Source organism: Delftia sp. S65, from assembly GCF_016516495.1.
Taxonomy (GTDB): domain Bacteria; phylum Pseudomonadota; class Gammaproteobacteria; order Burkholderiales; family Burkholderiaceae_C; genus Comamonas; species Comamonas acidovorans.
The window spans coordinates 188,910-199,865 of sequence record NZ_JACVUR010000007.1 but is presented as its reverse complement, the minus strand read 5'-3'; the positions used below and the strand labels follow the sequence as shown (position 1 = coordinate 199,865).

The following is a 10,956-nucleotide window of genomic DNA, read 5'->3' as shown; positions in this document are numbered from 1 at the left end:
CCACCCCCGTCCCCAGCATCAACGGCAAGGCCCCCAGCAAAGCCGCCAAGGTCGTCATCAGGATAGGCCGGAACCGCAGCAGGCAGGCCTGGTAGATGGCCTCGCGCGGCGTGTGCCCCTCCTCGCGCTGCGCCTCCAGCGCGAAGTCGATCATCATGATCGCGTTCTTCTTGACGATGCCGATCAGCAGCACGATGCCGATGATGGCGATGATGTCCAGGTCCAGCCCCGCCAGCAGCAGGGCCAGCAGCGCGCCCACGCCGGCCGAGGGCAGCGTGGACAGGATGGTCACCGGGTGGATGGTGCTCTCATAGAGCACGCCCAGCACGATGTACATGGTGATCACCGCCGCCAGCACCAGCAGCAGCGTGTTGGACAGCGAGGCCTGGAAGGCCAGGGCCGCGCCCTGGAAGGCGGCGTCCACCGACAGCGGCATATGGCCCTCGGTGCGCAGCTGGGCCATCAGGTCCTGCACGGCCTTGACCGCATGGCCCAGCGACACGCCGGGCGCAGTGTTGAACGAGATGGTGGCGGCCGGCAGCTGACCCACATGGTTCACGGCCAGGGCCATGGGCCGCTCGCTGACCGTGGCCACCGAGGACAGCGGCACGGGCGCGCCCGCGCTGGAGGCCACATAGATGGCCTGCAGCGACTCGGGCCCGATCTTGAACTGCGGCGCCACTTCCAGCACCACGCGGTACTGGTTGGACTGCGTGAAGATGGTGGAGATCAGCCGCTGGCCGAAGGCGTTGTACAGCGCCGTGTCGATGGCCGCGACCGTCACGCCCAGCCGGCTGGCCTGGGCCCGGTCGATCTGCACGAAGGCCTGCAGGCCCTGGTTCTGCAGGTCGCTGCCCACGTCCACCAGCTCGGGCAGGTCGTGCATGCGCTCGACCAGGGCCTGGGTGCTGGTGGTCAGCTGCGCCATGTCGGGCGAGGACATCAGCAGCTGGTACTGGGTGCGCGCCACGCGGTCCTCGATGGTCAGGTCCTGCACGGGCTGGGCGTACAGGCGTATGCCCGGGATCTGCAGCGCATCGTCGGACAGGCGGCGCAGCACGGCGGGCACGCCATCGCGCTGGCCATGGGGCTTGAGGTCGATCAGCAGCCGGCCCGTGTTCAGCGTGGTGTTGCTGCCATCGACGCCGATGAAGGACGAGATGCTCTGCACGGCCGGGTCCTTGAGCAGCAGCTCGGCCAGGGCCTGCTGGCGCTCGGCCATGGCGGCAAACGAGATGGACTGGTCGGCCTCGGTCGTGGCCTGGATGGTGCCCGTGTCCTGGTCGGGGAAGAAGCCCTTGGGCACGGCAAAGTACAGCAGCACGGTCACGGCCAGCGTGGCCAGGAAGACGATCCAGGTCAGGCCCCGGCGGTCCAGCACCCAGGTGAGGATGCGGCCGTAGCCGGCAATGGTGCGGTCGAAGAAACGGCCCGTGGCGTGGTACAGGCGGCCATGCCGCTCTTCCTCGGCCCCTTCGGGCTGGTGGCGCAGCAGCCGCGCGCACAGCATGGGCGTGAGCGTCAGCGAGACCACGGCCGAGATCAGGATGGCCACCGCCATGGTGATGGCGAACTCGTGGAAGAGCCGCCCCACCACGTCGCCCATGAACAGCAGCGGGATCAGCACGGCGATCAGCGAAATCGTCAGCGAGATGATGGTGAAGCCGATCTGCTTGGCGCCCTTGAGCGCGGCCTGCATGGGCGGCTCGCCCTTTTCCACGAAGCGCGCGATGTTCTCGATCATCACGATGGCATCGTCCACCACGAAGCCGGTGGAGATCGTCAGCGCCATCAGCGTGAGGTTGTTGATGGAAAAACCGGCCAGGTACATCACGCCGAAGGTGCCGATCAGCGACAGCGGCACGGCAAAGCTCGGTATCAGCGTGGCCGAGGCGCTGCGCAGGAAGACGAAGATCACCGCCACCACCAGGGCGATGGCCAGCATCAGCTCCAGCTGCATGTCGTTGACCGAGGCGCGGATGGTCACCGTGCGGTCGGTCAGCACCTGCACGTCCAGCGAGGCCGGCAGGGTCTCCTTGAGCTGGGGCAGCAGCGCCTTGATGCGGTCCACCGTCTCGATCACGTTGGCGCCGGGCTGGCGCCGGATGTTGAGGATCACGCCTGCGCGCGAGCCGCCTTCGGGCGTGCCGGCCCAGGCGGCCAGGCGCGTGTTCTCGGCATCGTCCACGGTCTGGGCGATGTCGGACAGGCGCACGGGCAGGCCGTTCTTGAAGGCGATGATGAGGTTGCGGTACTCGGCCGCCGACTGCAGCTGGTCGTTGGCATCGATGGTGGAGGCGCGCGCCGGGCCGTCGAAGCCGCCCTTGGCCTGCTTGACGTTGGCGGCGGCGATGGCGGTGCGCACATCGTCCAGCGTCATGCCCAGGCCGGCCAGCGCCGTCGGGTTGGCCTGGATGCGCACGGCAGGCCGGCGCCCACCGGCAATCGCCACCAGGCCCACGCCGTTGACCTGCGAGAGCTTGGGCGCCAGGCGGTTTTCCACCAGGTCGTTGACGCGGATCACCGGCAGCGAGGGCGAGGTGATGGCCAGCGTGAGGATGGGCGCATCCGCCGGGTTGACCTTGCTGTACAGCGGGGGCATGGGCAGGTCGCTGGGCAGCAGGTTGGAGCCCGCGTTGATGGCGGCCTGCACCTGCTGCTCGGCCACGTCCATGGCCATGTCCAGCGCAAAGCGCAGCGTGATCACCGAGGCGCCGCCCGAGCTGGTGGACGACATCTGCGACAGCCCCGGCATCTGGCCGAGCTGGCGCTCCAGCGGCGCCGTGACGTTGGAGGTCATCACGTCGGGGCTGGCACCGGGGTACAGCGTGGTGACCTGGATGGTGGGGTAGTCCACCTCGGGCAGGGCCGAAATCGGCAACAGCCGGTAGGCCAGCAGGCCGGCGATCAGCACCGCCACCATCAGCAGCGAGGTGGCGACGGGTCGCAGGATGAAGATGCGGGAAAGATTCATGGGGCCGCCTGGAAGGGCTTGCAGTCTTCAGGTGCCGGGGCGCTGCTCAGCGCCCGGCCGGAGCGGGAGCCGCCGGAGCAGCAGGCGCAGAAGGCGCGGCAGGCGTCGGGCCGGGCGAAGGCTGTGGCGATCCGGGCGACGGTGCCGGCGACTGGCCTGCGGGCGCGGAGCCTTCGGCCGCCGGCGCAGTCACGTTGCCGCCGTTGCCACCGTTACCGCCACTGCCACTGCCACCGTTACCCCCATTGCGCTGCCCACCGCGCTCGGCACGCAGCTTCTGCAGGTAGGCCTTGCGCTCGTCGGGGTTCATGGTCGCCAGCTTGGCGCGCACATCGGGCGGCAGGTTGCGCATTCCGCGCGGCTGGCCGGAGGCATCCTGCACGGCCTGGTCCACCTTCTGCACCTTGTCGGGCTCGATCACCGTGACCTTGGCGCCTTCGCGCAGGCGGTCAATGCCGTCCACCACCACCTGCTCGCCAGGCTTGAGTTCGCCCTTGACGCTCACCCGGTCGCCATCGGTCACGCCCACGGCGATGCGCCGCTGCGTCACCGTGCCATCCTCCTGGACCAGGTAGACGTAGTTGTTCTGCACGGCCGTGGTCGGCACGGTCAGCGCCTGCTCCAGCCGGTCCACTTCCAACTTGACGTTGACGAACTGGTTGGCGAACAGCCGGCCCTCGGCATTGTCGAAAGCGGCCTTGGCCTTGATGGTGCCGGTGGCGATGTCGATGCTGTTGTCCACCGCATTGAGGCGGCCGCGCCCCAGTTGCTGCTTCAGGTCCCGGTCCCACAGCTCCACGGGCAGCTCGCGGCCCTCGGCCAGGCGCCGTGCCAGCGTGCCCACATGGGCCTCGGGCACGGAGAACACCGCATCGATGGGCTTGACCTGGGTGATGGTGACGATGCCGTTGGTGTCCGAAGGGTTGACCACATTGCCCCGGTCGGCCTGGCGCAGGCCCAGCCGGCCCGCAATGGGCGCCGTGATGCGCGTGTAGCTCAGTTGCAGCTTGGCCGCATCGGCCTGGGCCTGGTCGGCGGCCACCGTGCCCTGGTACTGGCGCACCAGCGCAGCCTGGGTATCGACCTGCTGGCCGGCAATGGAATCCTGGGCCTGCAGCTCCTTGTAGCGCTGCAGGTCCAGCTGGGCGTTCTTGAGCAGCGCCTGGTCGCGCTGCAGCGTGCCCTGGATCTGGTTGAAGCTGGCCTGGAAGCTGCGCGGATCGATCTCGGCCAGCAGCTGGCCGGCCTTGACCTCGTCGCCTTCCTTGAAATGCAGGCGCAGCAACTCACCCGACACCTTGGCGCGCACCACGGCCGTGGCGCGCGGGTTCATGGTGCCGATGGCGCTGATCAGCACGCGCATGTCGCGCCGCTCCACCACGCCCACGGACACCGGCTGCGCCTGGGCACCCATGGCGCCGGGGCCGCCAGGCCCACCCGGCCCGCCGGGGCCGCGCCGGCCGCCTCCCGCACGCCCGCCACCCGGGCCGGGCGCACCGGCCGAGGCCTGCTCGCCCTGCGCCGGCGCCCGCTTGTTCCACCACCACAGCCCGCCCCCCGCCACCAGGGCCAGTGCCACCACGCCCCACATCAGGGCGGGCCGTACCCGGCCGCGCTGGCGTACGCCGTGGGCATCTGCAACAAAGGGGCTGCTTGACAGGCGTTTCATGGTCACTGCGGGAAGTCGTGGGAGGAAACCGTGGGTCCGGCCCCGGAACGGGGAACGGCGGCGGATGCGGCTATGGTAGCCAGTCCCATGCTCTCCAAAACGAGGCAGATCGCCGTTTTACGCAGGCATTACCCCCGCTTTACCCCGGCTTTACCCGCTCTGGCCAGAGCGTTTTTGGAACAGGTCGGGCACCCGTCGGCAGGGTCTCAGACAGGGCACGGCGCTCAAAACACTGTTGACCCAGGCACGGCCAATGCGGGGCGCATCAGCCCGAAAGTCCATAGAAAACAAGGCATTGCACCGCACCCCGGCGCGGCCCGCGCCTCGCCCCCCGTTGGACTGCCCCCCGCGCTTGTGGCTACGATGCGCGGCCGCTGGCCTGCAAGCGCAGGCCGCCATCCATCCGTCCCAGGAGAACACCATGACGACTGCCAACCCACGCCTGACCGACCACCCCGAAGAAGCCGCCGTGCGCGTGCCGCTGGAGCTGTACATGCGCGGCCATGCCGAGGACAACAGCGCCCACATGCGCGCCGCCTTCATGCCCACCGCCCGCATCGAAAGCGTGCGCGAAGGCCCGCTGACCTCCTGGGACATCGACACCTACTGCGCCCGCTTCAAGGGCCAGCCCGCCGCCGACGAGGCCACGCGCCGCCGCAGCATCGACGCCATCGACATCGGCGGCACGGCGGCCAGCGCCAAGATCACCCTGGTGCACGGCGCCATCACCTTCATCGACTACTTCGTGCTGCTCAAGACCGAGGCCGGCTGGAAGATTGCCAACAAGGCCTTCCATGCCCAGCCGCACTGACATCACCAGGGCTTGAAATGGGCCAGCAGGCCGTAGGTCAGCGCACCAGCCAAGGTCGGCATGGCAATGCCTCCACGCACCAGGCGTGCGAGGCAGATGGCCAGCAGCGCCAGGGCGATCACAGCCACCCGCCCCCAGTGGACATCGCTGACCAACAGCCCCCAGGTTGACACCACGAACAGGGCAGCGATGGCGGCGGGCCCGACACCCGCCAGCCACCTCTGCACCTTCCGAGACGCCCGTGCAGAGTGCCCTCTGCGGCGTGCCTGCCACAACGGCAACCAGCGCAGGCCAAAGGTGCCGGCACCGCACAACAGCAAGATCCAGAATGTGTACGACATGGTGGTCAGCCCCTGTCGGCCGTGGCCGCATGCGCCAGCGCACCGCACAGGATCGCCAGCGCCAGGGCGTGGTAGCCCGGAATGAAGCAAACCAGCACCGCAGCGACCACGGCGGCCGTGAGCACCGCACGCCACCAGCGCAGCACCCCCGCCTCCAGCAGCAGCGCAAAGAACAACGCCGGCAGAACGAAGGCCAGCCCCTCGCGGACGGCTGCCGGCCACCGATCCACCTCGCCCACCAGCGTCACCCCCATCACCGTACCTCCCACCCAGGCCGCGTAGGCGCCAAGTTGCAGGCCCAGAAACCAGTGCTCGCGCTCGGCCTCTGGCACGCCCTGCATCTTGCTCATGGCGGTGGCAAACACCTCGTCGGTCAGGCCAAAGGCCAACCAGGGCGTGGCCAGGCGCTGCCGCGGCCCCAGCACCACCTGCAGGGCCGGGCCATACAGCACATGCCGCGCATTCATCAACAGCACCGTGGGCAAAGCGGTCCACAGCCCGGCTCCCGAAGCCAGCAACGAAATCAGCAGGAACTGGCTGGCTCCGGCATAGACCAGCACGGAAGCCAGCACCGCAATGGATGGAGCAAGACCCGCCTGAACGGCCGCCACGCCAAAGGAAAAAGCAATCGGCAGATAGCCCGTCGCCACGGAGAGGCTGGCGGTCAGGCCGGCAGCCAGCGGACGAGCGCCGCTCACGCCGCGCCTCCGAACCATTTCGCCACAGGATTGCCGACAATCGTGCCGGGCAAGCCGGCCTCATTCCCAGCCAAACACATGATCGCCCCCCTCTATGAAAGAAGATCGATCAATATAGCGTCTCAACTCCCGTCACTGCAGGCCCGTGCCACCCGCCTGCGGCGCCCCGTCTACCCCACCCCGCACACCAAGGGCGTGATGCCTTCGGGCCCGTCATCCTCCAGCGGCTGCAGGGGCTGGGCGGCGGCAAGCTTGCCTTCTTCCACGGTCATGCCGCGCGGCAGGGCCACGCCGTTCTTGGCGGCCAGGACCTCGGCCATGATGCTGACGGCGATTTCGGGAGGCGTCTTGCTGCCTATGTACAGGCCGATGGGGCCGCGCAGGCGCGCCAGTTGCGCGTCGCCCAGGCCGAAGTGCTCGCTCAGGCGCTGCAGGCGCAGCGCGGTGTTGCGGCGCGAGCCGATGGCGCCCACGTAGAAGGCCGGGGATTCCAGGGCTTCCATGAGGGCCAGGTCGTCGAGCTTGGGGTCGTGCGTGAGGCCGATGATGCAGGTGCGCGCATCGGCGCGCATGGTGCGCACGAGGTCGTCGGGCATCTCGCGCGACAGCTGCACGCCGGCCACGCTCCAGTGGCGGCTGTATTCCTCGCGCGGGTCGCAGACGGTGACCGCAAAGCCGTTGAACAGCGCCATGGTGGCCAGGTATTCGGACAGCTGGCCTGCGCCGATGAGCAGCATGCGGTACTCGGGACCGAAGCTGTTGGCGACCTGCTGCCCGTCATGCACCAGCGGCTCGGGCGCATCGCTGACCTGCTGGACGACCTGGCCGGTGGCCTTGTCCACGGTGCGCCGCACCATGCGGCCTTCGTCCAGCCATTGGACGAGTTGCTGCAGCGCAGCAGCGTCGGGATTGAATTCGAGCAGCAGCTCCAGCGTGCCGCCGCAGGGCAGGCCGAAGCGGTGGGCCTCGTCGGCGCTGACGCCGTAGCGCAGCAGCCGGGGCGCGCCGTCTCGCAAGGCGTCGGCGTCCGAGGCGTGGCTGTAGCGGGCGATCAGGTCGTCCTCGATGCAGCCGCCGGACACGGAGCCGACCACGGCGCCCGAAGCCCCCAGCGCCATGATGGAGCCGATGGGCCGGGGCGACGAGCCCCAGGTGCGCACCACCGTGGCCAGCAGCGCGCGCTCGCCCTGAGCGCGCCATTGCGCGAGGTGGCGCAGAACATGAACATCCAGGTTTTCCATTGCAAATCTCCACGCCGGCACCTGGCTTGCCTGTGCAGCTGGGCGCCTGGCGTTTTTCGGCGGCTATTGTCTCTCTGCATCAAGAAGGGTGCAGCAGCATGTAAAAAGGGCTTGGTAGCGCAGGGCGAAGCATAGAAGCCACAACAAATCTGAGGCCAGAGACGCCGAGCAAGAGCCGCCTCGCGGCGAGGGCGTCGTCCCCCTCCCGCGAAGCGAGAGAGAGGGGGAAGCGGCGCAGCCGCTCAGGGGGAGCGCCCTAGTACCGCGAAAGCAGCCAGCCAGCCCCAAGGACGACGACGATGGCCAGCCCCCAGCACCACAGCGGGATGGCGCGGCGCGAGCGTTCCTCGGCCTCGGTGGCCGGTGCGGCATCCAGCGGCGTGGCCACGCCGGCTGCGGCGTCGTGCTCCCAGGCCTGGGCGTCCACGGTGGGCTCGATGTGGCCGGTTTCATCGGCCAGGCCGGCAGGCAGGTGGGACAGGTCGGCGGTGTCGCCTGCATCGGCAGGCGCTGCGGGCGCGCGCGGGTGGCGCTGCTGCATCAGCGTGTCGAATCGCGCGAAGAAGTCGTCGGCCATGTTGCGGGCGGCGCCGTCGATCAGCCGCTGGCCCAGCTGGGCGATCTTGCCGCCGACCTGGGCCTGCACGCTGTAGCTGAGCAGGCAACGCGGCTGGCCTGCGGCGTCAGCGGGCTCGGGGGTGAGGGTGACGTCGGCCTCGCCCTTGCCGAAGCCGGCCACGCCGCCCTGGCCTTCAAAGGCGATGCGGTAGCGCTCGGGCGGCGTGATGTCGGACAGCGTGACCTTGCCGCTGAACTTGGCCGATACCGGCCCCACCTTGACCGCCATGCCCACGGCGTACTGGTCATCGCCCAGGGGTTCGAAGCGGTCGCAGCCGGCCAGGCAGGCCTTGAGCGTTTCAGGATCGTTGAGCGCCTCCCAGGCCTGCTGCTGGCTGACGGCAAGGGAACGGCTGGCTTGCATTTCCATGGCAATTCCTTTCTGCGATGGGGGTGGCCGCAAGCGGCTCAGCGGCCTGGCGCCGCCAGCAGCCGCGCCAGGTGACCGGCCAGCTGCTGCAGCGATTCCAGGTTGTGTACCGCAAGCATGGCATGGGCATGACGATGCAGCACGGCTGCCCCCTGGGCCAGTGGGGCATACCCGTCAAAGCGCAGCAGCGGGTTGAGCCACAGCAGCCGCGCGCTGTGGCGGCGCAGCCAGGCCAGTTCGCGGTCCAGCTCGGCGGCATCGCCGGTGTCCAGGCCGTCGCTGATGATGAGCACCAGGGTGCGCCGGCCCACCAGGCCTGAAACCCGGTGGCGCGCATGCAGGCGGCGCAGTTCGCCCAGGCTGCTGCCCAGGCGCGTGCCGCCGCCAAAGTCGGCAATCGCGGCGTTGGCGCGCTCGAGCATGGCGTCGGTATCGGCCTGGGCAAAGGCCGGGCCCAGGTCGCGCAGCTCGGTGCCGAAGCTGAAGACCTGGCGGCGCAGGCCCGCATGGCGCTGCGTGCTGGTGGCCGCGTGCAGGAAGGCCAGCAGCAGCCGCGCATAGCGCTCCATGGAGCCCGAGACATCGACCAGGGCCAGCCAGGGCAGCGGCAGGCGCCGGCGTTCGCGCCGCAGCAGCTGCAGCATTTCGCCGCCATGGTGCGATGCCGCACGCAGGCTGGCAGCCCAGTCGGGCACCGCGCCGCGCTGGCCGGTGCGCGTGCGGCGGCTGCGGTAGCGGGGCAAGGGAAGGGCAATGTCCCGGGCCAGGCGCTGCACCAGCAGGTATTCGCTGGCGCTGAGCTGGTTGAAGTCGGCATGGCGCAGGCGGTGGCGCTCGCTGGCCGTCATGGCGGCGTCCAGCTTCAGCTCTTCATCGACGGTGGCCCTGCCCTCGCCGGCCTGGCGGGGCGACAGGGCTTCCTGCACGCGCGGGCGGTGGCGCGGCGCGGACGGCCGGGGCGCCTGCGGCAGCAACTGGGCCAGCAGTTGCCTGGCCACATCGGGATTGCGGAAGTAGGCGTCGAACAGTTCGCGGAACACGGCGCGGTCCTGGGCGTTGCTCACAAATACGGCCTCCAGCGCGGCGGCCATGTCCTCGCGCGCCAGGCCGACCAGGGACAGGGCCTGCTGGGCCAGCGCCATGCGCCCGCCATCCACGGGCACGCCCGCGCGGCGCAGCGCACGCGCAAAGCCGACCAGGTTGCCAGCCAGCTTGCCGCTGCGCGCATCGCCCAGCCAGCTGGTGCGCTCGCCCCCATCGGCGGCACCGGCGGCACCGGCTGCACCAGCCGTCACGGCGCGGGCTCCGGCGCCAGCAGTTGCTGCAGCCGCTCGGGCGTGAGCGCGGTCACGTCCTCGCGCTGCTTGAAGAGGATGCCGGCCGTGTCGTGCACGACTTCGGGATCGACCACCAGGGTGTCCAGAGCCACCAGGGCCTTGGCCCATTCCACGCTTTCGGCAATGCCGGGCACGCGCTGGAAGGCGTCGGCAAAGGGCTGGCTGCGCAGCCGTCCCACGAAGCTCGCCACCTGGGCCGTCAGGGCCTGCCCGGCCCCGGGCACCAGGGCGCGCACGATGGCCAGCTCGCGCTCGCGCCCGGGATAGTCCAGCCAGTGGTAGAGGCAGCGGCGCTTGACGGCGTCGTGCAGGTCGCGCGTGCGGTTGCTGGTGAGCACGGTCACGGGCGGCACGCGCGCCGCCACCGTGCCCAGCTCGGGAATGCTGACCTGGTACTCGCCCAGGTACTCCAGCAGGAAGGCCTCGAAGGGCTCGTCGGCGCGGTCGATCTCGTCGATCAGCAGCACGGCGCCGGGCTCGGGCTGCTGCAGGGCCTGCAGCAGCGGGCGGCTTACGAGGTAGCGCTCCTGGTAGACCTCCTGCTCTGCGCGCTGCAGTCGGTCCTGCTGCGGTGCGGCCGCGGGCTGCGCCGAGGCCAGCTCGGCCGCGCGCAGGTGCAGCAGCTGGGCCGCGTAGTTCCATTCATACAGCGCCTCGCGCTGCTCCATGCCGTCATAGCACTGCAGCCGGATCAGGCGGCGCGCCAGCACGCGTGCCAGCGCCTGGGCCAGCGCGGTCTTGCCCACGCCGGGCTCGCCCTCCAGCAGCAGCGGCCGCTGCAGCCGCAGGGCCAGGAAGACGGCCGTGGCCAGGCGCCGGTCGGCGAAATAGCCTTCGGCCTGCAGCGCGGCGACCAGGGCGTCTATGGAGGCAATGGCTTGCTCGGAAGGCATCCGC

Annotated in this window: 9 protein-coding genes; 1 reads left to right on the top strand and 8 read right to left on the bottom strand. The window is 69.8% G+C overall.

Features of this window, described 5'->3' with window-relative positions; genetic code table 11:
* The coding region (locus IAE24_RS09460; protein WP_200016366.1) for an efflux RND transporter permease subunit at positions 1-2,974 on the bottom strand (2,974 nt) is incomplete at its 3' end.
* A 46-nt stretch (positions 2,975-3,020) separates the two neighbouring features.
* Positions 3,021-4,643, bottom strand: coding sequence for an efflux RND transporter periplasmic adaptor subunit (locus IAE24_RS09455; RefSeq protein ID WP_199961459.1), 1,623 nt, complete (start codon positions 4,641-4,643; stop codon positions 3,021-3,023).
* Between the two features lie 421 nt (positions 4,644-5,064).
* On the opposite strand from IAE24_RS09455, the gene IAE24_RS09450 reads away from it, so the two are divergent.
* Positions 5,065-5,454 (top strand): nuclear transport factor 2 family protein, encoded by a 390-nt coding sequence (locus tag IAE24_RS09450; protein WP_013803605.1) that lies wholly within the window; start codon positions 5,065-5,067, stop codon positions 5,452-5,454.
* Positions 5,455-5,456: 2 nt separating this feature from the next.
* Here IAE24_RS09450 and IAE24_RS09445 read toward each other — a convergent pair whose 3' ends face one another.
* The 6 genes from IAE24_RS09445 to IAE24_RS09420 all read right to left on the bottom strand — a co-directional run bounded on the left by IAE24_RS09445 (position 5,457) and on the right by IAE24_RS09420 (position 10,952).
* Positions 5,457-5,795: an AzlD domain-containing protein gene (locus tag IAE24_RS09445; RefSeq protein ID WP_199961458.1), complete on the bottom strand. Its 339-nt coding sequence runs from the start codon at positions 5,793-5,795 to the stop codon at positions 5,457-5,459.
* Between the two features lie 5 nt (positions 5,796-5,800).
* Positions 5,801-6,493 carry an AzlC family ABC transporter permease gene (locus IAE24_RS09440; RefSeq protein ID WP_133072818.1) on the bottom strand — a complete coding sequence of 231 codons (693 nt, stop codon included), beginning with the start codon at positions 6,491-6,493 and terminating at the stop codon, positions 5,801-5,803.
* Between the two features lie 170 nt (positions 6,494-6,663).
* Positions 6,664-7,734, bottom strand: coding sequence for an XdhC family protein (locus IAE24_RS09435; protein WP_199961457.1), 1,071 nt, complete (start codon positions 7,732-7,734; stop codon positions 6,664-6,666).
* Positions 7,735-7,990: 256 nt separating this feature from the next.
* Positions 7,991-8,722 (bottom strand): CoxG family protein, encoded by a 732-nt coding sequence (locus IAE24_RS09430; protein WP_047325844.1) that lies wholly within the window; start codon positions 8,720-8,722, stop codon positions 7,991-7,993.
* A 38-nt stretch (positions 8,723-8,760) separates the two neighbouring features.
* Positions 8,761-10,017 carry a vWA domain-containing protein gene (locus IAE24_RS09425; protein ID WP_199961456.1) on the bottom strand — a complete coding sequence of 419 codons (1,257 nt, stop codon included), beginning with the start codon at positions 10,015-10,017 and terminating at the stop codon, positions 8,761-8,763.
* Positions 10,014-10,952, bottom strand: a complete 939-nt coding sequence (locus tag IAE24_RS09420; RefSeq protein WP_071954693.1) for an AAA family ATPase — start codon at positions 10,950-10,952, stop codon at positions 10,014-10,016. The genes IAE24_RS09425 and IAE24_RS09420 overlap by 4 nt, the downstream gene beginning before the upstream one ends.
* Positions 10,953-10,956: the final 4 nt, after the last annotated feature.

Excerpts from the sequence above, each read along its gene's own strand:
- IAE24_RS09455 (WP_199961459.1), bottom strand. The coding sequence starts at position 4,643 with ATGAAACGCCTGTCAAGCAGCCCCTTTGTTGCAGATGCCCACGGCGTA.
- IAE24_RS09450 (WP_013803605.1), top strand. The coding sequence starts at position 5,065 with ATGACGACTGCCAACCCACGCCTGACCGACCACCCCGAAGAAGCCGCC.
- IAE24_RS09445 (WP_199961458.1), bottom strand. The coding sequence starts at position 5,795 with ATGTCGTACACATTCTGGATCTTGCTGTTGTGCGGTGCCGGCACCTTT.
- IAE24_RS09435 (WP_199961457.1), bottom strand. The coding sequence starts at position 7,734 with ATGGAAAACCTGGATGTTCATGTTCTGCGCCACCTCGCGCAATGGCGC.
- IAE24_RS09430 (WP_047325844.1), bottom strand. The coding sequence starts at position 8,722 with ATGGAAATGCAAGCCAGCCGTTCCCTTGCCGTCAGCCAGCAGCAGGCC.
- IAE24_RS09420 (WP_071954693.1), bottom strand. The coding sequence starts at position 10,952 with ATGCCTTCCGAGCAAGCCATTGCCTCCATAGACGCCCTGGTCGCCGCG.